This is a genomic window from Rhodococcus sp. YH1, from assembly GCF_009939605.1.
GTDB classification, from domain to species: domain Bacteria; phylum Actinomycetota; class Actinomycetes; order Mycobacteriales; family Mycobacteriaceae; genus Rhodococcus; species Rhodococcus aetherivorans.
Genome location: NZ_WVTE01000239.1, coordinates 13,251 through 39,595, shown reverse-complemented (window position 1 = coordinate 39,595; position 26,345 = coordinate 13,251). Strand labels below are relative to the sequence as shown.

The 26,345-nt window shown below is 71.5% G+C and carries 22 protein-coding genes; 11 read left to right on the top strand and 11 right to left on the bottom strand.

Annotated features, from left to right (window positions below; all coding sequences use genetic code 11):
* Positions 1-48: 48 nt before the first annotated feature.
* Complete coding sequence (locus AIIKEEIJ_RS22225) at positions 49-1,053, bottom strand: hypothetical protein (protein ID WP_161996575.1); 1,005 nt, start codon at positions 1,051-1,053, stop codon at positions 49-51.
* A 526-nt stretch (positions 1,054-1,579) separates the two neighbouring features.
* Positions 1,580-2,185 carry a helix-turn-helix domain-containing protein gene (locus tag AIIKEEIJ_RS22220; RefSeq protein ID WP_161996574.1) on the bottom strand — a complete coding sequence of 202 codons (606 nt, stop codon included), beginning with the start codon at positions 2,183-2,185 and terminating at the stop codon, positions 1,580-1,582.
* Positions 2,186-2,265: 80 nt separating this feature from the next.
* On the opposite strand from AIIKEEIJ_RS22220, the gene AIIKEEIJ_RS22215 reads away from it, so the two are divergent.
* Both AIIKEEIJ_RS22215 and AIIKEEIJ_RS22210 read left to right on the top strand, forming a co-directional pair.
* Positions 2,266-3,285 carry an FAD-dependent oxidoreductase gene (locus AIIKEEIJ_RS22215; RefSeq protein WP_202917429.1) on the top strand — a complete coding sequence of 340 codons (1,020 nt, stop codon included), beginning with the start codon at positions 2,266-2,268 and terminating at the stop codon, positions 3,283-3,285.
* Between the two features lie 224 nt (positions 3,286-3,509).
* A complete protein-coding gene (locus AIIKEEIJ_RS22210) occupies positions 3,510-4,568 on the top strand; it encodes a tyrosine-type recombinase/integrase (protein WP_202917443.1) in 1,059 nt (352 codons plus the stop codon).
* A 6-nt stretch (positions 4,569-4,574) separates the two neighbouring features.
* On the opposite strand, the gene AIIKEEIJ_RS22205 is transcribed toward AIIKEEIJ_RS22210, so the two are convergent.
* Positions 4,575-5,660 carry a hypothetical protein gene (locus tag AIIKEEIJ_RS22205; protein ID WP_029543732.1) on the bottom strand — a complete coding sequence of 362 codons (1,086 nt, stop codon included), beginning with the start codon at positions 5,658-5,660 and terminating at the stop codon, positions 4,575-4,577.
* A 365-nt stretch (positions 5,661-6,025) separates the two neighbouring features.
* On the opposite strand from AIIKEEIJ_RS22205, the gene AIIKEEIJ_RS22200 reads away from it, so the two are divergent.
* A complete protein-coding gene (locus tag AIIKEEIJ_RS22200) occupies positions 6,026-6,922 on the top strand; it encodes a DUF4436 family protein (protein WP_238406522.1) in 897 nt (298 codons plus the stop codon).
* On the opposite strand, the gene AIIKEEIJ_RS22195 is transcribed toward AIIKEEIJ_RS22200, so the two are convergent.
* The 4 genes from AIIKEEIJ_RS22195 to AIIKEEIJ_RS22180 form a co-directional block, all read right to left on the bottom strand.
* Positions 6,909-7,244: a Rieske (2Fe-2S) protein gene (locus tag AIIKEEIJ_RS22195; RefSeq protein WP_006931155.1), complete on the bottom strand. Its 336-nt coding sequence runs from the start codon at positions 7,242-7,244 to the stop codon at positions 6,909-6,911. The two genes, AIIKEEIJ_RS22200 and AIIKEEIJ_RS22195, sit on opposite strands and share 14 nt — an antisense overlap.
* Complete coding sequence (gene nirB, locus AIIKEEIJ_RS22190; protein WP_161996572.1) at positions 7,241-9,751, bottom strand: nitrite reductase large subunit NirB; 2,511 nt, start codon at positions 9,749-9,751, stop codon at positions 7,241-7,243. The genes AIIKEEIJ_RS22195 and nirB overlap by 4 nt, the downstream gene beginning before the upstream one ends.
* A 90-nt stretch (positions 9,752-9,841) precedes the next feature.
* The gene (locus AIIKEEIJ_RS22185; protein ID WP_102800576.1) at positions 9,842-10,981 is read right to left on the bottom strand and encodes an MFS transporter; all 1,140 of its coding nucleotides are present in this window, start codon (positions 10,979-10,981) and stop codon (positions 9,842-9,844) included.
* Complete coding sequence (locus tag AIIKEEIJ_RS22180) at positions 10,978-11,871, bottom strand: PAC2 family protein (protein WP_072635267.1); 894 nt, start codon at positions 11,869-11,871, stop codon at positions 10,978-10,980. The genes AIIKEEIJ_RS22185 and AIIKEEIJ_RS22180 overlap by 4 nt, the downstream gene beginning before the upstream one ends.
* Before the next feature lie 51 nt (positions 11,872-11,922).
* Between AIIKEEIJ_RS22180 and metH the strand changes: the two genes are divergently transcribed.
* The 6 genes from metH to hisG all read left to right on the top strand — a co-directional run bounded on the left by metH (position 11,923) and on the right by hisG (position 19,281).
* Positions 11,923-15,492 (top strand): methionine synthase, encoded by a 3,570-nt coding sequence (gene metH, locus AIIKEEIJ_RS22175; protein ID WP_029543737.1) that lies wholly within the window; start codon positions 11,923-11,925, stop codon positions 15,490-15,492.
* The gene (locus AIIKEEIJ_RS22170) at positions 15,485-16,174 is read left to right on the top strand and encodes an HAD family hydrolase (RefSeq protein WP_065922552.1); all 690 of its coding nucleotides are present in this window, start codon (positions 15,485-15,487) and stop codon (positions 16,172-16,174) included. The genes metH and AIIKEEIJ_RS22170 overlap by 8 nt, the downstream gene beginning before the upstream one ends.
* A gap of 1 nt (position 16,175) precedes the next feature.
* Positions 16,176-17,036: an oxygen-dependent tRNA uridine(34) hydroxylase TrhO gene (gene trhO / locus AIIKEEIJ_RS22165; protein ID WP_006931162.1), complete on the top strand. Its 861-nt coding sequence runs from the start codon at positions 16,176-16,178 to the stop codon at positions 17,034-17,036.
* 2 nt (positions 17,037-17,038) lie between these two features.
* Complete coding sequence (locus AIIKEEIJ_RS22160) at positions 17,039-17,926, top strand: pseudouridine synthase (RefSeq protein WP_168580577.1); 888 nt, start codon at positions 17,039-17,041, stop codon at positions 17,924-17,926.
* 77 nt (positions 17,927-18,003) lie between these two features.
* Positions 18,004-18,267 (top strand): phosphoribosyl-ATP diphosphatase, encoded by a 264-nt coding sequence (locus AIIKEEIJ_RS22155; RefSeq protein ID WP_003937712.1) that lies wholly within the window; start codon positions 18,004-18,006, stop codon positions 18,265-18,267.
* Positions 18,268-18,417: 150 nt separating this feature from the next.
* Positions 18,418-19,281: an ATP phosphoribosyltransferase gene (hisG, locus tag AIIKEEIJ_RS22150; protein WP_006931171.1), complete on the top strand. Its 864-nt coding sequence runs from the start codon at positions 18,418-18,420 to the stop codon at positions 19,279-19,281.
* 22 nt (positions 19,282-19,303) lie between these two features.
* Here the strand turns inward: hisG and AIIKEEIJ_RS22145 are convergent, their stop codons facing one another.
* The 3 genes from AIIKEEIJ_RS22145 to AIIKEEIJ_RS22135 all read right to left on the bottom strand — a co-directional run bounded on the left by AIIKEEIJ_RS22145 (position 19,304) and on the right by AIIKEEIJ_RS22135 (position 22,904).
* On the bottom strand, positions 19,304-21,100 hold the full coding sequence (locus AIIKEEIJ_RS22145) for an alpha/beta fold hydrolase (protein WP_161996570.1): 1,797 nt from the start codon (positions 21,098-21,100) through the stop codon (positions 19,304-19,306).
* 104 nt (positions 21,101-21,204) lie between these two features.
* Positions 21,205-22,026, bottom strand: a complete 822-nt coding sequence (locus tag AIIKEEIJ_RS22140; RefSeq protein ID WP_161996569.1) for an acyl-CoA thioesterase domain-containing protein — start codon at positions 22,024-22,026, stop codon at positions 21,205-21,207.
* Positions 22,023-22,904 carry a PD-(D/E)XK nuclease family protein gene (locus AIIKEEIJ_RS22135; RefSeq protein ID WP_161996568.1) on the bottom strand — a complete coding sequence of 294 codons (882 nt, stop codon included), beginning with the start codon at positions 22,902-22,904 and terminating at the stop codon, positions 22,023-22,025. The genes AIIKEEIJ_RS22140 and AIIKEEIJ_RS22135 overlap by 4 nt, the downstream gene beginning before the upstream one ends.
* A gap of 70 nt (positions 22,905-22,974) precedes the next feature.
* Here AIIKEEIJ_RS22135 and AIIKEEIJ_RS22130 point away from each other — a divergent pair, with 70 nt between their 5' ends.
* The gene (locus tag AIIKEEIJ_RS22130; RefSeq protein WP_029543751.1) at positions 22,975-23,826 is read left to right on the top strand and encodes a tRNA (adenine-N1)-methyltransferase; all 852 of its coding nucleotides are present in this window, start codon (positions 22,975-22,977) and stop codon (positions 23,824-23,826) included.
* Between the two features lie 60 nt (positions 23,827-23,886).
* Here AIIKEEIJ_RS22130 and AIIKEEIJ_RS22125 read toward each other — a convergent pair whose 3' ends face one another.
* Positions 23,887-24,360 carry a hypothetical protein gene (locus AIIKEEIJ_RS22125; RefSeq protein WP_072635273.1) on the bottom strand — a complete coding sequence of 158 codons (474 nt, stop codon included), beginning with the start codon at positions 24,358-24,360 and terminating at the stop codon, positions 23,887-23,889.
* Between the two features lie 174 nt (positions 24,361-24,534).
* On the opposite strand from AIIKEEIJ_RS22125, the gene arc reads away from it, so the two are divergent.
* The gene (arc, locus tag AIIKEEIJ_RS22120) at positions 24,535-26,310 is read left to right on the top strand and encodes a proteasome ATPase (protein ID WP_029543755.1); all 1,776 of its coding nucleotides are present in this window, start codon (positions 24,535-24,537) and stop codon (positions 26,308-26,310) included.
* The last annotated feature ends 35 nt before the right edge of the window (positions 26,311-26,345 follow it).

The following is a 26,345-nucleotide window of genomic DNA, read 5'->3' as shown; positions in this document are numbered from 1 at the left end:
CTTCATGGGCGTCCGGCCGCCGCCGGGGTCGGGGATCCCGCCGCCCGGTCAGCTCTCGGCCGGCGCCGTCTGCGTCGTGTCCGCCTCGTGGCGGGACTCGGCCGCTGCGGCGCGCGCCGCGGTGAGGTCGACCCGTAGCCGATCCCGCTCGCCGCGCAGGTCGACGATCTCGGCCCGAAGTTCGTCGCCCCGGTCGCGGGCCGCGGTCTCGGCGGCCTGGGCGGCCGCCGCCGCGATGCGGGCCTCTTCCAGGGCGCCGCGCAGCTTCTCGACGCGAGCGCGTTCCGCGGTGAGATCGGTGTCGAGCCGGGCGGTGGCCGAGGCGGCCGTGGCTGCCTCTTTCTCCGCGGCGGCGCGGGTGTGCACCAGATCGTCACGCAGGGTCGCGAGTTCCGATTCGAGCCGGGCGAGCTGCTGTTGCTGGGTGGTGACGGTCGACCGGTAGTCGGCGAGCTCCGCGGCGTGCGCGGCCGCGGTGGCATCGATGCGTTCCTGCCAGGTGCGCAGGGTGTCCGCGTGTTCTTGGGCCGCTCGCGTCGACTCGTCGCGATGTGCGGTCTCCAGTTCCCGGATCCGGGTGTCGTGCGCCGCGCGGGCGTCCGCCAGCTCCCGGTCGACGGCCTCGACGGCGGCCTCCGCGTTGTCGCGGTCCTCGGTCGCCTGGGCGAGTTGCTCGCGCAGGCGGGCGATCCTGGCGTCCGCGTCCGCCTTCACCTTCGCCAGTTCCGTGGTGGCCCGGTTCATCTGCGCCTCGAGCGCGTCCGGGTCGGTGAGCTTGTCGACGGCGGCGGTGATCTGCGCGGCGACGGCGCTGTACTGCTCGAGCGTCGTCGCGCTCAGGGTGCGGAGTGCGGCGACGGCGGACGCCAGGTTGGTGGCTGCTTCGGCCGGGCCCGGGGGAGTGGTCGGCTCGGCCAGCGAGGCCGCCTCCCTCTTCTGTCGTTCCCGTTCCCGGTAGGCCCGGACCCGGTCGGCGGCGGACGCGTACTTCCGCGGTCGTCCCGGCTTCGGGCGCTCGTCGGGTAGGGATTCGCCGGTGCTCGCTTCGTTCACGGAGTCCTCGTCTCGGGCAGTGGTTGCAGCCATATCTATCAGGTGGGGGAAGGGGCCGAAACACGGTTACGGAATCGGATCCATACGGAATACGATAATTTACCGAATACTCCATCCCAATCGCTTCTCGAGCGAAACCATCCGCCACACCCACGAGGAGAGGGGGCGTTCCGCCCGGGCCTTCGCGGGCCCGATATGGACTCCGGAGTGTTCATCCGGGTTATCCGTACGTATCACGAAATGAAAATAATTATGAAATGAAATGAATTAAATATAGTAATGCCAATTCAAGAGGTAGGGAGGCGATGCGAAACTCGAAACGTTACGAGCAATCGGTCCAATCGTTGCTCGGGAAAGGCAGAGGTACGCACATATGCATGGGTTGGCTTGATCGTCATAACTCCCCCTTATGGTGAGTCAGGGGTGCGGGGGGTTCGAAAAGTGGGGAGGGTGCCGCGACGGACTCGGCGGTGGCCCGTCGGCCCTTCCGGGCCCACCGCCGGGGCGGGGCGCACCGGGTGCCCGGCTACGGATCAGGCTGGTGCGGAACGATTTTCGAGGCCGGTCGTGCACGAAGGTGCGCCCGTTCGCCCTGCTTGCCGAACAGGCTGTGGAACTCGACCGGTTCGGCATCGGCGGCGCCGAACCAATGCGGCACGCGAGTGTCGAACTCGGCCGCCTCCCCGGGCACGAGAACCAGGTCGTGCTCACCCAGGACGAGTCGCAGCTGTCCGTTGAGGACGTAGAGCCACTCGTAGCCCTCAGGGGTCTGGGGATCCGGTTCCCCACGGCCGCTGTCGGCGGGGATCACCAGCTTGTACGCCTGGATGCCGCCGGCGCGCCGGGTGAGCGGCACCATGGTCATGCCGTGACGAGTGATCGGACGCAGATGAATCCGCGGGTCGCCGGTCGGTGGGGCGCCCACCAGCTCGTCGAGCATCACCCCGTGCACGCGGGCCAGGGGCAGCAACAGTTCGCGCGTCGGTCGGCGGGTGCCGGACTCGAGTCGGGACAGGGTGCTCACTGAAATGCCCGTCGCCGCCGAGAGATCGGCCAACGTGGTCTCGCGTTTGCGCCGCAGCGCGCGAAGCCGGGGCCCGACCGTCTCGAGCGCTCGGTCGAGGTCGTCCATGCCCCACGCTTTGCCATATCGGCAAACAACGTTGCGTGTTCTTCCCGTCGGCTCGCATAGTCGTCGTGGAGGTGATCGAGATGAGCGATCTGCTCGGAAACAAATACGACGTGGTGGTGAGCGGCGGCGGGGCTGCCGGGCTGAATGCGGGGCTGATGCTCGCCCGGGCGCGGCGGTCGGTGGTCGTCATCGATGCGGGCGCCCCACGCAACGCTCCGGCTGCGGGCGTGCACGGATTGTTGGCCCGGGACGGGATCCCGCCGGCCGAACTGCTCGGCCGCGGCCGAGACGAGGTCCGCGGCTACGGCGGTGACGTGGTGCACGCGGACGTGACCGCCGTGACCCGCCGCGAGAGCGGGTTCGAGGTGACCCTGTCCGACGGCCGGGTGACCCGCGCCCGCCGGCTGCTGGTGACCACCGGGCTGGTCGACGAGCTTCCCGACGTGCCCGGTCTGCGGGCGCGCTGGGGGCGAGACGTGCTGCACTGCCCGTACTGCCACGGCTGGGAGGTCCGCGACCGGGCCATCGGTGTGCTGGCGAGCGGACCCATGTCGGTGCACCAGGCCCTGCTGTTCCGGCAGTGGAGCGCCGACGTCACATTCTTCACCCACACCGCGCCGGCGCCTGCCGCCGAGCAGGCGGAGCAGCTGGTCGCCCGTGGCGTCCGGGTGGTCGACGGCGAGGTGACCGCCGTGGAGATCGTCGACGACCGCCTCACCGGGGTGCGGCTGAGCAACGGCGGGACGATCGCCCGGGAGGCGCTGGTGGTCGCGCCGCGGATGGTGGCGCGCGCCGGTTTCCTCGCGGCGCTCGGCCTGCGGGCCGTGGAGCACCCGGCCGGGGTCGGAGAGCACATCCCCGCGGATGCAACCGGCCGCACCGACGTCCCCGGAGTGTGGGTGGCGGGGAACGTCACCGATCCGGCCGCCCAGGTCGGCGCGGCCGCAGCGGCGGGCGCGGCCGCCGCTGCCCAGATCAACGCCGACCTGGTCGCCGAGGAGACCCGCCGGGCGGTCGACGCCTACCGGGAACGGTTCCCGGCCCGGTCGCAAGCGCGCGTGCCCGAACTCGCGGAGGGTGACCCCCGCTGCGGCGTGTGAACCGCGACGGACCGGTCCCTCGCGCGGCGCGCCCGAGCCGGGCGCGCCGCGCTGATCGGCGTCGCCGAGGCGGGGTTTCCGGCCGAGGCGCGTATCGTCCGTTCCGCGAAGGCGGTCGACTCGGCATGAGGAGTGGTGTCACCGTGACGAATCAGTTGCCGGGCAACGCGTCCCTCGAGGCGTCGATCTCCACGCCGGTACTTCCCGCCGGGGTGGAGGAGGCGATGCGCCGACTCCGAGCCAAGGCCGCGTCGGACAACACCCGAGCGGCCTTGACCAGCGACTGGAGCAAGTTCGCCCGGTGGTGCGACGCCGTGGGCCACGTGCCGCTACCGGCGCCACCCGAACTCGTGGGCTGGTACCTGACCGAGAAGGCGGGCGAGCTTCGACCCGACGGGCGCTGGGCCTACGCCCCGTCGACCCTCGCGCGGTGGGTCGCGACGATCAACAAGGTGCACGCCCTCGCGGGCCTGCCGAAACCGGGACACCACGAGGCGGTGCGCGACGTGGTGCGCGGCATCCGGCGGACCCGTGCGACGCCCCCGGCACGCCGCACCCCACTGCTCACCGACGACATCCGTGCGATCGTCGGAGCGATGCGCGCCGGCGCCACCGAGTGGCCGGACCGCGTAGCCGAGCGCCGCGACTCCGCCCTGCTGCTGCTCGGACTGGCCGGCGCGATGCGGCGGTCGGAGCTGTCCGCCCTCACCACCTCCGACGTCGTCGCCCATCGGTCCGACGGGCTGTACGTGACGATCCGCCGATCGAAGGCGGACCGCGACGCACGCGGACGCACCGTCACGCTTCCGTACGGCCGCGATCCGCGGACCTGTCCGGTGTGCGCCTACCGGCGCTGGCGCGAGGTGCTCGACGTGTGGGACGCGGACGGTGGGGCGGCGGTCCGGGAGCTGTTGACCGACGATCGTGCCGCCGGCGACGAGCACTGCTGCCGCGGTGTGGCGCCGGGGGAGGGGCGTGCCGAGCGGCCCCTGTTCCGCACGATCCACCGCACCGGTGCCGTCGGGAGCGGTGCCCTGAGCGGGCAGTCGGTGCACTCGATGATCCAGCGGCGGGCGCGGCAGGCCGGGTTCGCCGCCGAGGTGGTCGCCACGCTCGGCGGGCACAGCCTGCGCGCCGGGTTCGTCACCCAAGCCGTCCGCAACGGAGCCACGACTCAGACGATCATGACGCAGACGGGGCATTCCGACGAGCGGATGGTGGCGCTCTACAGCCGCCAGCACGCCGGACTCGTCGGCAATGCCGTCACCACGCTGGGCCTCTGACCGCGGTCAGGTGCGACCGACGGGTCGGCGCCAGGCGCTCTGGTCGGCGGTGAGCGCCGCCAGTAGATGTTCGGCGGCGTTCAGGTTGCGGAACGGTCCGGCCAGCAGGTCTGCATAGACCTGGGACGGTGCCGCGAAGCGCAGGCCATCGCGCCGCTGCATCCGCTCGAACACCACCGACGACCACGGCGTGGCCACCACGACGTCGGCTCCGCGATCGACGGGGCGCAGACCGAGTGCCTGGGCGAATGCATCCGGGTCGTCGGCGTACACCTCGAGAAGATCGGCGGCCGCGTAGTCGGTGGCGCCGAGGCCGGTGATCGCATAGCTCAGGTCGAGCGGTTCGGAGAGATCGGCCCGTACGGTGCCGACGCCGTCCGGTGCGGCGAACCCCCTTGTGGTACAGGGTTTGCGGTCCGCTGCCCAGGCTCGCAGCATCTTCTCCCAGTGCACCATGGTGATCGGACCGCGCGGAATGCGGCGGATCAGCTCCCGCTCCCCGAGTACCTCGACGACACGGTAGGTGGCGCCGGTGGAGGCGCCCGACAGCCGGATCAGTTCCGGCACCGACATCTCGCCGGTGAAGTCGGCAAGTGCCCGGACGACTCGCTCGGACGGTTCACCGGTGAGCACGCCCGACGGACGGCCGGGCCCGCGCCACGGGTCGGCGTCGGCGCCCCGGTTGCGCACCCAGATCGCCGGCCGGGACGCGACGAGCGTGAGATTCCCGGTCGCGTCGGAGTACGAGATGCCGTGCTGGTCGAGCTGGCGCCGCACCGGATCGGAAAGGTAGTGCGCGCACACGAATCCCCGGTCGGACTCGGACAGTTCGGCGGCGATGCGCGCGACGTCCCCGCTGAGCACTCCGCGGGACGCGATGACGGCGTACGACACCGACTCGCCGTCGGGTGCGGTCACGAGGATGCGCTCGGGGGCGGCAGGGGAGCGGGGGCGGTCGGACGTGGCAGTCCAGCCCAGGGGCAGACACGCTTCCACCACGGCGATCGAGCGACGGTAGATGTCGATGGGGCGCTCCGGGCGGGGCCCCAGCGCGCTGTCGACCGGTTCTGTGGGCTGGGCGGATGCTGTCATGTCTTCACAATAGGTAATCGGTACGACACGGAAGCTCTTCAATTCACGAACACACCGCCATCCGGCCGACCCGGCCAGGGGAGGAGACCGCGACACGCACCCCACCACGACATCTTGATCCGGAGGGCAACCCGATTCGATCGGGGGAGACGGAACGGCGGAACGGACGCGTGAGGAGGGGGTCGGGCCGCCGGCTGGGGTGAGTTGAGGGGTCCTGCTCTCGACTGGCGCTTTGTAGTATCCATATTCTGAGTCTGACGGAAATAAAGAAAATACCGAAATCACCCTCACTTCACGACAAGACCGCACCCAAATACGCCAAGAACAAACGCGGCGGCGGCGGCCCAGCGGGCTACAGTCCGGGAATGCCTGCGCCACGTCCGAATCGCCCGTCTCACCGGACTCTGCTGGTGTCGCTCGGGGCGGCGGTGACGGCCGCATACCTGGGCGTACTCGTCCTGTTCGGGGTGAGCACGCACGAGTCGCGGGAATGGCGGCCGGTTGACGTCGATGCCGACTCGGTGCTCGTGGTGGTGACGATGAAGTCGCTGCAGCCGACGGTCGACCGGGTGCATGCGGAGGTCACCATCTATCCCGGGGACTCGTTTCTCGATGCGAACGGGGCCACGCTCGCCGTGCCGCTGAGTGTGTTGCTCGTGCCGGCCGTCTCACAGTCGGAGTTGTTCTTCCCGGCCCATTCCGTGCCCGTCGGCTACCCGGTGGAACTGCTTGCGCGCGGCCAGGCGATCCGCTGGCCGTTCGACACCTTCGATGTCACGCCGGTCGTCGTGGAGGCCGATGTGGGGGAGGGGTCGGAGCGAGAACCGGTGCCGTCGGACGTGTTGATCGACGGCCGCATCGACGGGTGGGCGATCGACCAGGGGACCGTCGTCGCCGCTCCGGAGCTCGGCTTTCCCGATGGCGTCGACGGCACCGAGGTGGTGTTCACGCGCACCGGAGGCACTCTCGTGTACGCGGCGATCCTGCTGCTGATGATGGTTGTCCTCGCGGTCCTGGCCGCGTTCGTCGCGGTACAGACGTTCCGGCGGCGCCGCGCGGTGGAGACCGACATGCTGGCGTGGATGGCGGCGATGCTGTTCGCGGTGGTGCCGCTGCGGGGCATCCTGCCGGGCTCACCGCCGATCGGGTCGTGGGTCGACGTGGCGGTGACCATGTGGGTGGTCACCGCCCTCGTCGCGGCTCTGACGCTGTACGTGTTCTGCTGGTGGCGCGACAGCCACCCCTCGCTCACCCGACGGTGACGACGATCCGCCCGTCGTGCACGCGCGCCGGGTAGGTGCGGACCGGGTCGATGCCGGGCGCGGTGCATCGGCCGGTGTCGAACACGAACGCGTACTGGTGTAGGGGGCATACGACGAGGTCGTCGTCGATCTGTCCGTCGGCGAGCGGTCCGCCCCGGTGCGGGCACACCGCGTCCAGGGCTCGGACGGCGCCGTCGCCGAGCAGGAACACGGCGATCTGCCGTCCGCCCACCGTGTACGTGCGGCCTTCGCCCGGGGTCAGGTCGGTCAACGCGCCGACCGCGTACTCCATTGCGGTGGTCCGGCTTTCGGTCGTGGTCATCGGACCGGCACCTGCGGCAGCGGGAGCAACGGCAGCGCGGGGCTGAACTGCGCCGGCGACTTCGGGGTGGTCCGTTCGAGCCAGGGGTCCCGGTATCCCGCCACGGCCGTGCCGACGCGTTCGTCGAGTCCGGTCACGATGTCCTCCTCGTCTCGGACCAGCAGTGCCTGGAGCCGGTCGATACCGATGCGGGGCACGAAGTCGTAGGTCCGTTCGAGCCACTTGGCGTTCTCGCGGTAGTGCTGGATGAACCGGCCGGCGAGGGCGAGGACTTCTTCGCCGGAGCCGACGGTGGCGAGCAGGTCGCCCTTGCGGACGTGGGCGCCGGCGGCGCCGCCGACGTAGATCTCCCAGCGGCCGTCGCCGACCGCGACGACGCCGAAGTCCTTGCACAGCGCCTCCGAGCAGTTGCGGGGGCATCCGGCCACGGCGAGTTTCAGCTTGGCGGGTGTCTCGAGCCCCTGGAAGCGCTCCTCGAGCGCGATGCCGAGGGCGGTCGAGTCGCCGAGACCGAACCGGCAGAAGTCGCTGCCGACACAGGTCTTGACGGTGCGGAAGCTCTTGCCGTAGGCGTATCCGGAGGGCATGTCCAGGTCGGCCCACACCTTGGGCAGGTCCTCCTTGCGGATGCCGAGCAGGTCGATGCGTTGGCCGCCGGTGACCTTGACCATGGGCACGCCGTACTTGTCGGCGACGTCGGCGATGCGGCGCAGCTGGTCCGGGGTGGTGACCCCGCCCTTCATCTGCGGCACCACGGAGAAGGTGCCGTCGCGCTGGATGTTGGCATGGACACGGTCGTTGATGAACAGCGCACCCCGTTCGTCGACCCAGTCGGGGCCCCACACGGTACGCAGCAGCGACGCGAGCGGCATCTTGGCAGTGGCATCCTCGCGACCGCCGGTGGCGAGTTCGGCGAAGACCTGGGAGACCGCGCGCAGGTCGCGGCGGCGGATCTCGGCGATCAGGTCCGGTTTGGCGAGCGGGATGCACGGCACGTACCAGTTCGCGGCGGGGTCCTCGGCGAGGGCGCCGCCGGCGGCGCAGGCGACGATGTCGGCGACCAGGCCCTTGCACGAGCCGCAGCCCTTCCCGGCGCGGGTGCGGGCGCACACCTGCACGAGGGTGTCGGCGCCGTCGTGGACGCACGCGACGATGTCGCCCTTGCTGACGCCGTTGCAGTTGCACACCTGGGTCTCGTCCGGCAGATCGGCGGCGACGTCGGCGCCCTGCGGGTCGCCGAGGTCGAACAGCAGCGCCGCGCGGTCCGCCGGGATCTCGAGCTTGCCGTCGAAGGCCTGGGCGAGGGTGGCGGCCTTGCTCACGTCGCCGAGCAGCATCGCGCCGACGAGCCGGCCGTCGCGCACGACGATGCTCTTGTAGATGCCGCTGCGCGGATCGTAGAACTGGACGAACTCGTCGTCCTCGTGCTCGGGTTCCTTGACCCCCATCGAGGCGACGTCGATGCCGGCGACCTTGAGCTTGGTGCTGGTGCGGGATCCCTGGTAGGCGGCGTGCGCATTCGCACCGGTGAGGTGCTCGGCGAGGACGACCGCCTGCTCCCATACCGGGGCGACGAGGCCGTACACCTCGCCGCGGTGCTGGGCGCACTCGCCGACGGCGTAGATGCTCGACTCCTCTTCGCAGCGCATCTGGTCGTCGACGACGATGCCGCGTTCGACGACGATGCCGCCGGCACGGGCGAATTCGGTGTTGGGGCGGATGCCGGCGGTGACCACGACCATGTCGGTGTCGACGACGGTGCCGTCGGCGAACTGCACGCCGGTGACCCGGCTGTGGTCGTCGCGCAGGACGGCAGTGGTGCGGGTACCGGTGTGGACGGTGATGCCGAGCTTCTCGATCTCGGTGCGCAGCACCCGGCCGCCGCGTTCGTCGAGTTGCTGGTTCATCAGGTGGGTGGGCGAGTGCACCACGGCGACGGTCAGGCCCTGGGTGCGCAGCCCGTAGGCGGCTTCGAGGCCGAGCAGGCCGCCGCCGACGACGACGGCGCGGACGTCGTCGTGGGCGTCGGCCATCTGCAGCATGCCGTTGGTGTCGGCGAGGGTGCGGAAGCCGAAGACGCCGCGGCCGAGCCGGCCGTCGGGTTCGCGCAGGCCGTCCATGTTGGGGAAGAAGGTGTTCGACCCGGTCGCGACGACGAGCAGGTCGTAGGGGACCTGCCGGCCGGATTCGCACGTGACGACCTTGCCGAACCGGTCGAGGTGGGTCGCGCGGTCGCCGGCGTGGAGGGTGACTCCGTTCTCCCGGTACCAGCTCATGGGGTTGAGGACGAGTTCGGCGTCGTCGACGTCGGCCTGGCCGGCCAGCACGTGGGAGAGCATGATCCGGTTGTAGTTGCCGTACGGCTCGTCGCCGATCATCGTGATCTCGAACTGGTCCCGGCCGCCGCGCGCGAGGATCTCCTCGACGGTGCGGGCGCCGGCCATCCCGTTGCCGACGACGAGCAGCCGTCGGCGCGGGCCGTGGGGGTGCGACGCGGTTGGGGTCATGCGTCCAGGGTTGCCGGGGGCGGTGACGGATCGGCGGCACCGGGGTTACGCGGCGGTCAGGAAGTGCTCACCGCCGCCGGGGTGGGGGTGTCAGCCGGGGGCGGTGTCGCGGCGTGGCATCGCCAGCGGGGCGACGACGGCGAGCACGAGGGCGGGCACGACGAAGCTCGCGACCGGCGCCGCGGCATAGAGCGGCGTCAGCGCCAGCGGGGCGACGGCGCCGCCGGAGAACCGGAAGGCCTGCACCACGGAGACGGCGCCGCCGCGGTTGCGGCCCCGGGAGCCGAGGACCGCGGCGTTGACACCGACGAGCACGCACTGCGAGGCGATGCCGGCGACGAACCAGGCGGCCGCGACCAGCCACAGCAGTCCGGCGGTGCCGGCGACGACGACGAGGGCGGCGCCGGCGAGTGCGCCGAGCAGGACGGTGCGGCGGGCGCCGATGCGGTCGATGAGGGTGCCGACGCGGCGGGCGGTGAGGATGCCGGCGACCCCGAATCCGGTCAGGAGCAGGCCCCGCTGGGTGGGGGTCAGGCCGAAGACGTCCTCGGCGCGGAAGGCGAGCAGGAAGTTCAGGCCGCCGAGGGCGCCCCAGCCGAGCAGTGCAACGACACCGATGCGCAACACGTCGGGGCGCAGCGCGTCGCGCAGCCGCGGCGGCGGCTCTCCGGTGGGGGCGGTCAGCTGTTCGGGCAGCCCGATCACGGCGAGGACGGCGGCGGCGGCGGCGATCACGACGAACGCCCACCGCCAGTCGACCTCGGCGGCCAGGCCCCCGACGAGCGGGGCCGAGGTCTGCCCGGCGGCCTGCATCGCCCCGAACAGGCCCAGGGCGCGGCCCAGCCGCGCCCGCGGCACGATCGCGGCGAGCGCGGCGAGCAGCAGCGGGGTGGTGAAGGCGTTGGCCACGCCCTGCAACGCGCGGGACGCGAGCAGCAGCCCGAGGGTGGGGGCGAGCGCGGACGCCAGCGACGCGCAGGTGTAGGCGATGTACGCCGTGCGGACGGTGCGGACCCGTCCCCACCGTGCCCCGAGGGTGCCGGAGACGAGCATGGTCAGCGCGAACGGCCCGAGGTACGCGGTGAGCGTGCTCGCGGCCGCGCCGGCGCTCACGCCGGTGGCCGCGCCGATCTCCGGCAGCACGGACGCCACGACTCCACCGCCGAAGGGTCCGAGGAATCCTCCGGCGTAGAGGGCGGCACGCTGCAGCGAGGCGCGTGCCGCGCTCACTGGGTGAAGCCGCCGGGGCCCCGTCGCCGCAGGTAGCGTTCGAATTCGGCGGCGAGGGCGTCGCCGTCGATCTTGGCGATGACCTCGGAGATGTCGGATTCGGCGTCGCCGCGTTCCTCGAGGGCCCGCACGTATTCGGCGATCTCCTCGTCGTCCTCCGTCATCGCGGTGACGGTCTGTTCCCACTCCTCGGCGAGGATCGGCAGTTCGCCGAGAGGCACCTCGAGGTCGAGGACGTCCTCGACACGGCGCAGCAGCGCGACGGTGGCCTTGGGGTTGGGGGGTTGCGACACGTAGTGGGGGACGGCGGCCCAGAACGACACGGCGGGCACGCCGGCGCGGACACACGCGTCCTGCAGGACCCCGGCGATGCCGGTGGGGCCCTCGTACCGGGAGCCTTCCAGGTTGAAGCGTTTGGCGGCGTCGGTGCTGTAGGCGGTGCCGGTGACGGGGACGGGCCGGGTGTGCGGGGTGTCGGCGAGCAGGGCGCCGAGGATGACGACGGTGTGCACGCCGATCTCGTCGGCGAGCTCGATGATGGCGTCGCAGAAGCTGCGCCAGCGCATGTTGGGTTCGATGCCGCGCAGCAGCACCACGTCGCGGTCGCTGCCGGGGGGTGAGCACACCGACAGGCGGGTGGCGGGCCATTCGATCTCGCGGGTAACGCCGTCGACGAGACGCACCATGGGGCGGTTGACCTGGTAGTCGTAGTAGTCCTCGGAGTCCAGTTCGGCGAACGGTTCGGCGTCCCAGATGAGCTCGAGGTGTTCGACGGCGCCGCTGGCCGCGTCCCCGGCGTCGTTCCACCCTTCGAACGCGGCGACCAGCACCGGGTCACGCAGGGTCGGCACGTCCGGTTCCGGGGTCTCGGCGAACTCGCTTGCACTCACCTGTCCAGCCTACGGCGAGAGCCGGACGGGCCGCCCACTAGTCTGGAACGCATGTCCACCCCATTGCACTCTGCCTTGCTCGATGCGCTTTCGCAGCGCGTTGTCGTGGGAGACGGGGCGATGGGCACGATGTTGCAGGCCGCGGATCTGAGTCTGGACGACTTCCGCGGCCTCGAGGGGTGCAACGAGATTCTCAACGACTCCCGGCCCGACGTCATCCGGGGGATCCACCGGGCGTACTTCGAGGCCGGGGCGGATGCCGTCTCCACCAACACCTTCGGCTGCAACCTGCCCAATCTCGCCGACTACGACATCGCCGATCGCATCCGTGACCTGTCCGAACGCGGCGCCCGCCTGGCCCGGGAGGTGGCCGACGAAATGGGTCCCGGCCCGGACGGCATGGGCCGGTTCGTGCTCGGCTCGATGGGTCCGGGCACGAAGCTGCCCACCCTCGGTCACGCCCCGTTCGCCACGCTGCGCGACGCCTACACCGAGTCGGCGCTGGGCATGCTCGACGGCGGCGCCGACGCCATCCTCGTCGAAACCTGTCAGGACCTGCTGCAGGCGAAGGCCGCGATCGTCGGCAGCCGCCGCGCGATGGAGCGGGCGGGCCGGCGCATCCCGATCGTCACCCACGTGACGATGGAGACGACCGGCACGATGCTGCTCGGAAGCGAGATCGGGGCGGCCCTGACGGCGCTCGAACCCCTGGGCATCGATCTGATCGGGCTGAACTGTGCGACCGGCCCGGAGGAGATGAGCGAGCACCTGCGGCATCTGTCCAAGCACGCCCGGTTGCCGGTGTCGGTGATGCCGAACGCGGGCCTGCCGGTGCTGGGAGCGAACGGCGCCGAGTACCCGTTGACGCCGGAAGAGCTGGCGGAGGCGCTGAGCGGATTCGTCGCCGAGTTCGGTCTGGCGCTGGTCGGCGGCTGCTGCGGCACCACCCCCGAGCACATCCGGCAGGTCGCCGAGGCGGTGCACGCGACCGAGCGCGCCGAGCGCGGCCCCCGGCCGGAGCCGGGCGTGTCGTCGCTGTACTCGGCGGTGCCGTTCGAGCAGGACTCGTCGATCCTGATGATCGGGGAGCGCACCAATTCGAACGGGTCGAAGGCGTTCCGGGAGGCGATGCTCGCCGGGGACCACCAGAAGTGCCTGGACATCGCGAAGGACCAGATCCGCGACGGCGCGCACCTGCTGGATCTGAACGTGGACTACGTGGGCCGCGACGGCGCCGTCGACATGGCGGACCTGGCGGGCCGGCTGGCGACGGCGTCGACGTTGCCGATCATGATCGACTCGACGGAACCGGACGTGATCCGGGCCGGCCTCGAGCATCTCGGGGGCCGGTGCGCGGTGAACTCGGTGAACTACGAGGACGGCGACGGCCCCGGTTCGCGGTTCGAGCGGATCATGGAGCACGTCGTCGAGCACGGCGCCGCGGTGGTGGCGTTGACCATCGACGAGGAGGGCCAGGCCCGCACCGCCGAGCACAAGGTGCGCATCGCCGAGCGGCTGATCGCGGATCTGACCGGCAGATGGGGGCTCGGCGAGGAGGACATCATCGTCGACGCCCTGACGTTCCCGATCTCCACCGGTCAGGAGGAGGTCCGCCGGGACGCCATCGAGACGATCGAGGCGATCCGCGAGATCAAGCGGCGGCATCCGCGGGTGCACTTCACCCTGGGCATCTCGAATGTGTCGTTCGGCCTGAACCCCGCGGCGCGGCAGGTGCTGAACTCGGTGTTCCTGCACGAGTGTGTGCAGGCGGGGCTGGACACGGCGATCGTGCACGCGTCGAAGATCCTGCCGATGGCGCGGATCCCGGACGAGCAGCGCGAGACGGCGCTGGATCTGGTGTACGACCGGCGGCGCGAGGGTTACGACCCGCTGCAGAAGCTGATGGCGCTGTTCGAGGGGGTGTCGGCGGCGTCGTCGCGGGAGTCCCGCGCGCAGGAGCTGGCCGCGCTGCCGCTGTTCGAGCGGCTCGAGCGGCGGATCGTCGACGGCGAGCGCAACGGGCTCGAGGCGGATCTGGACGAGGCGATGCAGACGACCCCGCCGTTGGCGATCATCAACGACACGCTGCTGTCGGGGATGAAGACGGTCGGAGAGCTGTTCGGCTCGGGGCAGATGCAGCTGCCGTTCGTGTTGCAGTCCGCCGAGGTGATGAAGGCGGCGGTCGCGCATCTCGAGCCGCACATGGAGTCCACCGGCGACGAGGGCAAGGGCCGGATCGTGCTGGCCACCGTCAAGGGCGACGTGCACGACATCGGCAAGAACCTCGTCGACATCATCTTGAGCAACAACGGCTACGAGGTGGTCAACCTCGGCATCAAGCAGCCGATCGCGACGATCCTGGACGCGGCGGTGGACAAGAACGCCGACGTGATCGGCATGTCCGGGCTGTTGGTGAAGTCGACCGTGGTGATGAAGGAGAACCTCGAGGAGCTCAACCATCGTGGGGTGGCGGAGCGGTTCCCGGTGCTGCTCGGGGGTGCCGCGCTGACCCGCTCCTACGTGGAGAACGACCTGGCCGAGATCTACGAGGGGCAGGTGTCCTACGCGCGTGATGCGTTCGAGGGCCTGCATCTGATGGACCGGGTCATGGCCGTCAAGCGCGGCGAGGGCCCGGCGGCGGACAGCCCGGAGGCGATCGCGGCGCGGGAGAAGGCCGCCGAGCGTAAGGCCCGGCACGAGCGGTCGCGGCGGATCGCGGAGAAGCGCAAGGCCGCCGAGACGCCGGTCGAGGTCCCGGAGCGCTCCGATGTGGCCGCCGACCTCGAGGTGCCCACCCCGCCGTTCTGGGGCACCCGGGTGGTCAAGGGGGTGGCGCTGGCCGACTACGCCGGCCTGATCGACGAGCGGGCGCTGTTCCTGGGGCAGTGGGGGCTGCGCGGGCAGCGCACCGGGGACGGTCCCACGTACGAGGAGCTGGTGGAGACCGAGGGCCGGCCGCGGCTGCGGTACTGGCTGGACCGGCTGTCCACCGAGGGGATCCTGGCGCACGCTGCGGTGGTGTACGGGTACTTCCCGGCGGTGTCGGAGGGCGACGACGTGGTGGTGCTGGCGGAGCCGCATCCGGATGCCGCCGAGCGCTACCGGTTCACGTATCCGCGGCAGCAGCGCGGCCGGTTCCTGTGCATCGCCGACTTCGTGCGGTCGCGGGCGGATGCGCGGGCCGAGGGGCAGGTGGACGTGCTGCCGTTCCAGCTGGTGACGATGGGGCAGCCGATCGCGGACTTCGCGAACGAGTTGTTCGCGTCGAACTCCTACCGGGACTATCTGGAGGTGCACGGCATCGGTGTGCAGCTGACCGAGGCGCTGGCCGAGTACTGGCACCGGCGGGTCCGGGAGGAGCTGGTGCTCGCCGGCGGTCACACCCTGGCCGAGGAGGATCCGGCGGACGTGGCCGAGTTCTTCAAGCTCGGCTACCGCGGGGCGCGGTTCGCGTTCGGGTACGGGGCGTGCCCGAATCTCGAGGACCGCGTCAAGCTGGTCGAGCTGCTCGAACCGGGCCGGATCGGGGTGGAGCTGTCGGAGGAGCTGCAGCTGCATCCGGAGCAGTCCACCGACGCGTTCGTCCTGCATCACCCGGAGGCGAAGTACTTCAATGTCTAGTGCGGTGACCACGTCGACGCTGCGGGCCGTCCTGTGGGACATGGACGGCACCCTGCTCGAATCGGAAACGCTGTGGGACATCGGGATCCGGGAGCTGTCGCTGCGCCTGGGCGGGCCGATGGCGGACGAGACACGGCGGGCGACGATCGGGGCGTCGAGCGCGTTCGCATTGCGGACGGTGTTCGCGTCGCTGGACCTCGAACCGGATCCCGACGCCCTGGCCGCGGCGAAGACGTGGCTGTACGGGCGCATGGGGGAGCTGTTCGCGCAGGGGCTGCCGTGGCGGCCCGGGGCGCGTCGGACGCTGGGGGCCGTGCGCGCCGCCGGGCTCGGGTCGGCGCTGGTCACCAACACCGACCGGACGTTGTGCGAGTTCGCCCTGGACACGCTCGGGCGCGAGCACTTCGACCATTCGGTGTGCGGCGACGAGGTGCCGGCCGGCAAGCCGGATCCGGCTCCGTACCTGCGGGCGGCGCAGCTGCTGGGGCTCGAGCCGGCGCAGTGCCTGGCGGTGGAGGACTCGCCCACCGGGGCGGCGGCGGCGGAGGCCGCGGGCTGCACGGTGCTGGTGGTGCCGTCGCTGACGGAGGTGCCGACCTCGCCGCGGCGGGTGTTCCGCGAGACCCTGGACGGGCTGACCGTCGCGGACCTGCACGCGCTGCACCTGCCGGGGGCGTGCTGAGGTGGCGATCCCGAAGATCGTGTTGTTCTACCGGTTCACGCCGCTGGCCGATCCGGAGGCGATCCGCTTGTGGCAGCACACCCTGGCGGCGTCGAACGATCTCACCGGTCGCATCCTGATCTCCGAGCACGGCATCAACGCCACCGTCGGGGGCGACATCGCCGACGTCAAGCGGTACGTGCGCGGCACCCGCGCGTACGCGCCGTTCGCCGACGCCGACATCAAGTGGTCGGACGGCACCGGGCGGGATTTTCCGCGCCTGTCGGTGCGGGTACGGCCGGAGATCGTGACCTTCGGGGCGCCGCACGAGCTGAAGGTCGACGAGCACGGGGTGGTCGGTGGTGGGGTGCACCTGTCGCCGCACGGGCTGCACGAGCTGATCGGCGAGCGCGGCGACGAGGTGGTGTTCTTCGACGGGCGCAACGCGTTCGAGGCGGAGATCGGCCGGTTCCGCGGGGCGGTCGTGCCGGATGTGGGGACCACGCGCGAGTTCGTGTCGGTGCTCGACAGCGGCCGCTACGACCACCTCAAGTCACGTCCGGTGGTGACCTACTGCACGGGCGGGGTGCGCTGCGAGGTGCTGTCCGCGTTGATGCGCAACCGCGGGTTCGAGCAGGTGTATCAGCTCGACGGCGGCATCGTCCGGTACGGGGAGACGTTCGGCGACGACGGGCTGTGGGAGGGTTCGCTGTACGTCTTCGACGGCCGCACGAACGTCGAGTTCTCGGACGCGGCGGCGGTGTTGGGCCGGTGCACGCTGTGCCGGGCGCCGACCTCGCGCTACCGCAACCACCCGGACGTCAACGGCCGGGAGCTGAGCCTGGTGTGCGAGGCGTGCGTGCCGGACCCGGTCGGGCCCTGACGGTGGCTGCGTCGCCGCTGCCGGTACGCGACGGTCTCGGCCCGGACCGGCTGCGGCTGCCCGTCACCGATCCCGCCCCCACGATCCTCGGGTTCCTGCGCGGCGCCGAGCCCGGCGAGGACTGGCACCGCCACGTCGCGGCCGGTGAGCTCGTCGACGAGCACGGCCGGCCGGTGACCGCGCAGACCCGGTACCAGCCGGGCCGGTTCGTGTACTTCTACCGGGAGCCGCCGCCGGAGGTGCCGGTGCCGTTCCCGGTGACGGTCCTGCACCGCGACGAGGGGCTCCTCGTCGTGGACAAGCCACACTTCCTGGCGACGATCCCGCGGGGCGCGCACATCCGGGAGACGGTGGTGGTGCGGCTGCGCCGGGAACTCGGGCTGCCGGACCTGGTTCCGGTGCACCGTCTGGACCGGATGACGGCGGGCGTGCTGCTGTGCACCACCGATCCGGGATTGCGGGGGCCGTACCAGCAGCTGTTCGAGCGGCAGCGGGTGCGCAAGGTGTACGAGGCGATCGCCCCGTACCGGCCGGGACTCGAGTTCCCCCGCACGGTGCGCAGCCGGATCCGTAAGCGGCACGGCGAGCTCACGGCCGTGGAGGAGCCCGGCGAGCCGAACTCCGAGACGCGGATCGAGCTGCTCGACCGGCGCGGGGACCTGGCCCGGTACCGGCTGCATCCGCGGACCGGGCGCACCCATCAGCTGCGGCTGCACCTGAGCTCGCTGGGGGCGCCGATCGTCGGGGACAACTTCTATCCGCGGTTCCGGCGCCGCGCGCCGGACGATTTCTCGGATCCGCTGCGGTTGCTGGCGCGGACCGTCGAGTTCGACGATCCGCGCACCGGGCGGCGCCGCCGGTTCGACAGCGGCCTCGCCCTCGAGTTCTGACGGTCCGGGCCGGGCGCCCGGGGCGGTCGCGGCACTGGGTGCGGGAGCACGCCGCGGTCATGAAACAATGAACCCCCGTGAAGACCTTCGATTCCCTGTTCGCCGAGCTGTCCGAGCGTGCCGTCACCCGTCCCGAGGGGTCCGGCACCGTTGCCGCCCTGGACGCCGGCGTCCATGCGCAGGGCAAGAAGGTGATCGAGGAGGCCGGCGAGGTGTGGATCGCCGCCGAATACCAGAGCGACGAGCAGCTGGCGGAGGAGATTTCGCAGTTGTTGTACTGGGTGCAGGTGCTGATGGTCGGGCGGGGTCTGAAGCTCGAGGACGTCTACAAGCATCTGTGACGGCTCGCCGTCGGGCATCTGTGACGGCTCGCCGTCGGGCATCTGTGACGGCTCGCCGTCGGGCAGCCGCCCCGGGGCCGGCCGTCGTGCCCGCGAGACCTTCCGCCTGTTCCTTCCCTGCTCTTCGCACCGTTGCCGAAAGGACCGTCCATGCTGCGCGTCGCAGTTCCGAACAAGGGCTCGCTGTCCGAGTCCGCCGCCGAAATCCTGCGCGAGGCCGGATACCGGCGCCGCACCGACTCGCGCGACCTGACCGTCATCGACCCGGTCAACGACGTCGAGTTCTTCTTCCTGCGCCCGAAGGACATCGCCATCTACGTCGGTTCCGGCGAGCTCGATCTGGGCATCACCGGCCGTGACCTGGCGCTGGATTCGGCGGCGCCGGTCACCGAGCGGCTCGCTCTGGGGTTCGGGTACTCCTCCTTCCGCTACGCGGCGCCGAAGGGCCGGGACTGGAAGATCGAGGACCTCGCCGGCCTGCGGATCGCGACGTCGTACCCCAACCTGGTCCGCCGTGATCTGACGGCGCGGGGGATCGAGGCGACGGTCATCCGCCTCGACGGCGCGGTGGAGATCTCCATTCAGCTGGGGGTGGCCGACGCGATCGCCGACGTCGTCGGCTCCGGCCGGACGCTGCGCCAGCACGATCTGGTGGCGTTCGGGGAGTCGCTGTGCGACTCGGAGGGTGTGCTGATCGAGCAGGAGGGCGCGAGCCGCGGCGATTCGGCGCGCAACCAGCTCGTCGCCCGCATCGAGGGCGTGGTGTTCGCGCAGCAGTACGTGATGCTCGACTACGACTGCCCCAAGCCGGTTCTCGACGAGGCGGTGCAGATCACTCCGGGTCTGGAGTCGCCGACGATCTCACCGCTCGCCGACGACTCGTCGGTGGCGGTGCGGGCGATGGTGCCGCGCAAGGGTCACAACGCGGTGATGGATCGGCTCGCCGAGATCGGGGCGCGGGCGATCCTGGCGACGGACATCCGGTCGTGCCGCGCGATGCGCGGCGCCGAGTAGCCGCGGCCGAGCGTCCGGCGCGTCAGCGCCCGGGGCAGGTGCCGGGGGCGGCGATGCCGGCGAGACGCTGTTCGGTCCAGGTGAGTAGTTCGGGTACGAGCGGGGAGTCCTCGGCGACGAGCCCGAGGTGGTCCCGGCCGGGATAGCTGCGGTAGTCCAGGGCCCAGTTCTCGGCGCAGCGGTCGCGCACGTAGCCGTCCTGCACGGCGGCGGTGACGAGGGAATCGGTGGCGCCCTGCGCGAGCAGGACGGGCACGGCCGTCGTGCCGGTGGGGACGTTCTCCGCGAGGCGGCGGCCGAGGGGTCCGGTGGTGGGGTCGGTGCGCAGCACGGACCGGTCGCGACTGAGCGAGAGTGCCGACAGGACCGAGACGTAGACGGCGGGTTCGGACAGGCACCTTGTCGCCATCTCGCGCACGAGGGTGCGGGCGGCGGGCCCGACGTAGGTGTCGCCGTCGACGTCGTCGTAGACCGCGGTGTAGGCGGCGAGGACGTACGAGGCGAACACGCTGCCGCCGGGAACGGTGTCGAGTCCGGTGGTCAGCGCGACGGTGTCGCTGGCGGGGGCCATCGCGGCGATCCCGGCGACGGGTGTGTCCGGGGCGTAGGTGGGGGCGAGCAGCCCCGCCCACAGGGCCGCGTGCCCGCCCTGAGAGTGCCCCCAGACGACGGTGCGGTCGGCGAGGTCGAGGTGGTCGAGGTGGTGGGCCGCACGCACAGCGTCGAGCACCGAGCGTCCTTCGCCCTGCCCGATCAGGTACGGGTGCGGGCCTGCGGTGCCCAGGCCGACGTAGTCGGTGGCCACCAGGGCCCAGCCGCGGTCGAGGAGCGCGGACTCGGCGGGCAGGGCGCCGGCGCCGAGCGGGTCGTCGAGGAGGGTGGGCGCACAGGGTTCGGCGAAACCGGTGGTCCCGTGGGCCCAGGCGATCACCGGTCGAGGTCCGGGCGGGGCGTTCTTCGCGACCACGACCAGGGCGCTGGCCACGGCGGGCTGGTCGTCGTCGCGGGTGGTGGTGTAGAGGATGCGCCAGGCCTCGGCGCCGTCGGGGACGGCGCGGGTGAACGGTTCGGCGCGCAGCAGCGCGCCGGGATGATCGGGCATCCGGTGCGGTGCGGTGTAGAACGCGTCGACGACGGGGGAGCCGGCGCGCAGGCGGACCGCCACGCCGGCTGCGGCGACGGCCACGAGCAGCGCGAAAACCGCCACGGCCGGTCGCCGGTACCGGGCAGGGGTGCGGCGGGGCGCCGTCGGGGTGGGTCCGGGGGTGCGGTCGTCGAGGGCGGCGAGTCCGTCGCCGATGCGGGCGAGGCCGAAGAACACGGTGCGGATGCCGAACAGGAAGGCGACGACGAGGACCGTGACGTCGGGCCAGCGCCAGGCGAGGACACCGAACACGATGTCGGCGAGGCCGAGGACTGCGGTGGTGAGTCGCTCGTCGAGGTCGCCGCGGGCGGCGCGGACCAGACGCAGGGCGCCGCCGACGACGAGGGCGAGCGCGACGGCGGGGGCGAGCAGATCCAGGGCCCGGCCGAGCCAGGCGAGGACGGCGATGCCGAACCCGATCCAGGCGAGGGCGGTGGCGGTCGCCGCCGCCCCGGCGTGGGAGCGGTACGCGGCGAGCAGGTCGGCGGTGCCGGCGGTGATCGCGGCCAGGCCGATGAGCAGGCCCAGCGCGGACAGTGAGGTCAGCGGTCTCGTCGTGAGCAGCAGGCCGAGCAGCAGGCAGACGAGTCCGAGGAGCACGGACGTCCACCACGGTGCTGTGCGCAGCGCGGCGGTGGCGGCGCGGGCTCTGCGGTGGGGACCGGTCGCGGGCATGTCGTCCTCCCCTGGTGCCGACCGAAATGTCCGGTACCGAAATGTCCGGTCGAGTGTGGCACGGTCCGCGGGCGCCCGCCCGGTGATCGGTACCCGCGGCGGGGTCAGCGGGGGCGGACCTGCACGGTTTGCGCGATCCGTCCGACGGCGCCGTCCTCGTCGTACAGCACCCCGGCGGTCATGCCCACCCCGTCCGGGCCGGTGGACGTCTCGGCGCTGATGCCGACCCACTCGCCGACCGGTTCCCGGAACAGGTGCACCGTCAGGTCGGTGTTGAGGAAGGTCCAGACGGCGGGGTCGAGTTTGGAACCGACGCCGTTGGCGACATCGGCGACGGTGAACAGCCGCTGGACCGGGGTCGGGGCCTCGCCCTCGACGAGCGCCAGGTCGGTGCGCAGCCACGCCGCCGACGGCCCCGGCGCCCCGATCGGGGTGATCGTGCGCCAGTCCAGGGTGCGCACGAATCCGGTCTGCCAGAACGCCGAGCCGGGGTGTTCGACGACGCCCTGCGCCGGCGGCGGCAGCGGCGCGTCCGCGGCGTGGGCGACCTCGGGCAGGTCGGCGGTCTGCATGCGCCAGGCGGTGCCACGGGCCACCGCTCGGGGGGTGCCGTCGGGGCCGGCGGCCCACAGCTCGGCGACGACGAGTTCGACCTTGCGGCCGGGGCGGTCGATGCGGGTGCGGACCTCGATCTCGGTCAGCGGCACCGGGCCGAGCAGTTCGACGCAGATGCGGGTCAGTCGGGCGTCGGGGCGGCGGCCGCAGCGTTCGAGGGCGCGGGCCAGCAGCGCCGACGGCGGGGCGCCGTGCTGCATCGTCGGTGCCCACGTGCTGACCGTATGGGCGGTGGGCCGAAACCGTTCGACGGCAGTGCCCCCGTCGCCGGGGCCGCCGTCGATCGGCACGAAGTACGCCGCGTCGCTCACTCGCTCGTTTCCTCCTCGGGACGGGCCGCGCCGGCGGGCTCGTCCGGCCGGCCCGGATAGGGCGGGGCGGTGCCGCCGAATTCCGGGCACCGCACCCGATGATCGCACCACCGGCACAGCGGCCCCGGGTTGGGCCGGAAGTCCCGTGCGTCGGTCGCGGTGCGCACGGCCGCCCAGAGGGCGCGCACGGTGCCCTCGAAGCGGCGCAGTTCGTCCCCGTCGGGGGTGTAGTCGAGTACCTGTCCGTCCGCCAGGTACAGCAGCCGCAGCCGCGCCGGTACCACCCCGCGGGTGCGCAGCACCATCAGCGCGTAGAACTTCAGCTGGAACAGCGCTGCCGCCTCGCCGGTCTCGCGGGGTGCCCGGCCGGTCTTGTAGTCGACCACGCGCACCAGCCCCTGGGGGGAGATGTCGATCCGGTCGACGAAGCCCCGCAGCCGCAGCCCGTCGTCCAGTTCGGTTTCTACGCGCAGCTCGCACGCTTGCGGGGTGAACCCGGTGGGATCCTCGAGTGCGAAGTAGCGGGCGACGAGGGCGCGGGCCTCGGTGAGGAACCGGTCGCGCTCGCCCGGGCCGATCACGTCGGCGAGGTCGGGTGCCTCCTCGAGCAGCCGCTGCCACGCCGGTGCCACCAGCTCGCCGGCGGGTCCGGGCCGCCGCTCGGCGGCCGGCAGCGCGAACAGCGCCTCGAGGGCTGCGTGGACGACGCTGCCGCGCAGCTGGGCCCGCGACGGGACCTCGGGGATCCGGTCGATCGCCCGGAACCGGTACAGCAGCGGACAGCGTTTGAAGTCGGCGGCGCGCGACGGCGACAGCGCCGGCGTCCGCGGGGCCGCGGGCCGGTCGTCGGTGGGGGGCGTCGTCGCGGCTGTGCTCACACCTGGCAGGGTATGGCCCGGGACCGACACGGTGTCGGTACCGGCGGAGCGGACGAAGGTGGATACGGCGATGGCAGCAGGTGGACTCGGGCGCAGCGGACCGTTCGAGGTCGGTGACCGGGTGCAGCTCACCGACGCCAAGGGCCGCAAGTACACGGTGGTGCTCGAGGCGGGCAAGGAGTTCCACACCCACCGCGGCGGCATCCTGCACGACGCGCTCATCGGCACGGACGAGGGCAGCGTCGTCACCTCCACCAACGGCACCCCCTACCTGGCGCTGCGGCCGCTGCTGACCGATTACGTGCTGTCCATGCCGCGCGGGGCGCAGGTGATCTACCCCAAGGACGCCGCGCAGATCGTGCACGAGGGCGACGTGTTCCCCGGCGCCCGGGTGCTCGAGGCGGGCGCCGGTTCGGGTGCGCTGACCTGTTCGCTGCTGCGGGCCGTGGGGCCGACCGGCCGGGTGATCTCCTACGAGGTGCGCGACGACCACGCCGAGCACGCGGTGCGCAACGTCGAGACGTTCTTCGGGGAGCGTCCCGGGAACTGGGATCTCACGGTGGGCGACGTCGCGGACTACGACCTCGACCGGCACGGTCCGGTCGACCGGGTGGTGCTGGACATGCTGGCCCCCTGGGACGCGCTGCCGACGGTGGCGAAGGCGCTGGTACCCGGTGGGGTGCTGATCGTGTACGTGGCGACGGTGACTCAGCTGTCGAAGGTGGTCGAGGCGCTGCGTGAGCAGACCTGCTGGACCGAACCGCGGTCGTGGGAGTCGATGGTGCGCGGCTGGCACGTGGTCGGCCTGGCCGTGCGTCCGGAGCATCGGATGCAGGGGCACACCGCGTTCCTGGTCAGCGCCCGCCGCCTCGCCGAGGGCACCGTCACACCGAAGCCGCAGCGCCGGCCCAGCAAGGGCTGACCGCTCCGGTCCGCACGGCGGCCGAGCCGCCTGATCCGCACGGCGGCCGAGCCGCCCCGGTCACGAGCAGTTCAGCGACCCCATCGCCAGGACCTGGCAGGTGCTCTCGTCCGCCAGCCGCCAGGTGCCGTCCTCCCGCTCGAACGTCAGCGGCATCGGGGCGCCGCCGTGCGGACCGGTGACCTGCACGGTTGCCGAGACCGTGTCGTCGTCGACGGCGTTCACGGACTCGACGTCGGCGGTGAGCGGGTAGCCGGCGAGCACCCCGTTGAACTGCTCGAGCAGCGCGCCCCGGTCGTCGCCGTCCTCGACCACCACGGCCTTGTCCGCCGCCGGCACCGCCGGGTCGAAGAACGTCGTCAGCACCGCTTCGAGCTCGCCCTCGGTTGCCGCGGCGGCGGGGCCGGCCGCGGACGTCGTCGCGGCGGAGGAGGTGGGCGACCCACCGGCGGAGTCGTCGGCGGCGCAGGCGGGCAGCGCGGTCAGTGCGGCGACGGCGACGGCGGCAGCGGCCCGTCTCGTGCGAGTGGTCACGGGAATCCTTTCGACCCGGCAGAGAGAAAGGCAAGGCTAACATCGGTATCGGGGATTCGGGCCCGCCGCCGTGAGGAATCCGACACGCATTCGCAGCATGCCGATTTCGCGTCGCACCACACAGTCGGCCGTCTGCCGGTAGCGTGGAAAGACCGATAGTGGAGGGAGTCGCACATGAGCTCGACAGAGAACCCGGATTCGGTTGCGGCGGCACAAGAACTCGAAGCGCTGCGCGCCGAGGCGACCGCCCTGCGGCGGCGGCTCGTCGAACCGTCCGAACAGGTCCGTGACCTCGAGGCCCGGATCGACTCCCTGACCGTGCGCAACGGCAAGCTGATGGACACGCTCAAGGAGGCGCGCCAGCAGCTGATCACCCTGCGCGAGGAAGTCGACCGGCTCGGTCAGCCCCCCAGCGGCTACGGGGTGCTGCTCGGCATCTACGACGATCAGACCGTGGACGTGTTCACCTCCGGCCGCAAGATGCGGGTCACGGTGTCCCCGAACCTCGAACCCGATGGTTTCGTCTCCGGCCAGACGGTCCGGTTGAACGAGGCGCTGACCGTCGTCGAAGCCGGCGGATTCGAGCGGGTCGGAGAGATCACCACCCTGCGCGAGGTCCTCGACGACGGCACCCGCGCCCTCGTCGTCGGACACGCCGACGAGGAGCGCATCGTGTGGCTGGCCGCGCCGCTCGCCGCAGCGGCCGCCGCGGCGGCCGGCACCGTCGAGGTGAGCGAGGACGCCGAGCCGTCGTTCAAGCTGCGGCCGGGTGATTCGCTGCTGGTCGACAGCAAGGCCGGCTACGCCTTCGAGCGCATCCCCAAGGCCGAGGTCGAGGACCTCGTCCTCGAGGAGGTTCCCGACGTCGACTACAACGACATCGGTGGCCTCGGCCGGCAGATCGAGCAGATCCGCGACGCGGTGGAACTGCCGTTCCTGCACAAGGACCTGTTCCGTGAGTACGCGCTGCGCCCGCCCAAGGGCGTGCTGCTGTACGGCCCGCCCGGCTGCGGCAAGACCCTCATCGCCAAGGCCGTCGCCAACTCGCTGGCCAAGAAGATCGCCGAGGCCCGCGGCGAGGATTCGAAGGAAGCGAAGTCCTACTTCCTCAACATCAAGGGCCCCGAGCTGCTCAACAAGTTCGTCGGCGAGACCGAACGCCACATTCGGCTGATCTTCCAGCGGGCCCGCGAGAAGGCCTCCGAAGGCACGCCGGTGATCGTGTTCTTCGACGAGATGGACTCGATCTTCCGCACCCGCGGCTCCGGTGTGTCGTCGGATGTCGAGACCACGGTGGTGCCGCAGCTGCTGTCCGAGATCGACGGCGTCGAGGGTCTCGAGAACGTCATCGTGATCGGCGCGTCCAACCGCGAGGACATGATCGACCCGGCGATCCTGCGACCCGGCCGACTCGATGTGAAGATCAAGATCGAGCGGCCCGACGCCGAGGCGGCGCTGGACATCTTCTCCAAGTACCTCACCGAGGGACTGCCGGTGCACGCCGACGACCTCGCCGAGTTCGGCGGGCACCGCGGGGCGTGCGTGCGCGCCATGATCGAACGGGTCGTCGACCGGATGTACGCCGAGAGCGAGGAGAACCGCTTCCTCGAGGTGACGTACGCCAACGGCGACAAGGAGGTCCTGTACTTCAAGGACTTCAACTCCGGCGCGATGATCCAGAACATCGTCGACCGCGCCAAGAAGTACGCGATCAAGTCGGTACTCGAGACCGGCGCGCCCGGTCTGCGGGTGCAGCACCTGCTCGACTCCATCGTCGACGAGTTCGCCGAGAACGAGGACCTGCCCAACACCACCAACCCGGACGACTGGGCCCGGATCTCCGGCAAGAAGGGCGAACGCATCGTCTACATCCGCACCCTGGTCACCGGCAAGAACGCCAGCGCCAGCCGGGCGATCGACACCGAGTCGAACACGGGCCAGTACCTGTGACGCCGCGCCGGTGGGGTCGCCGCGTCCCGCGGCGG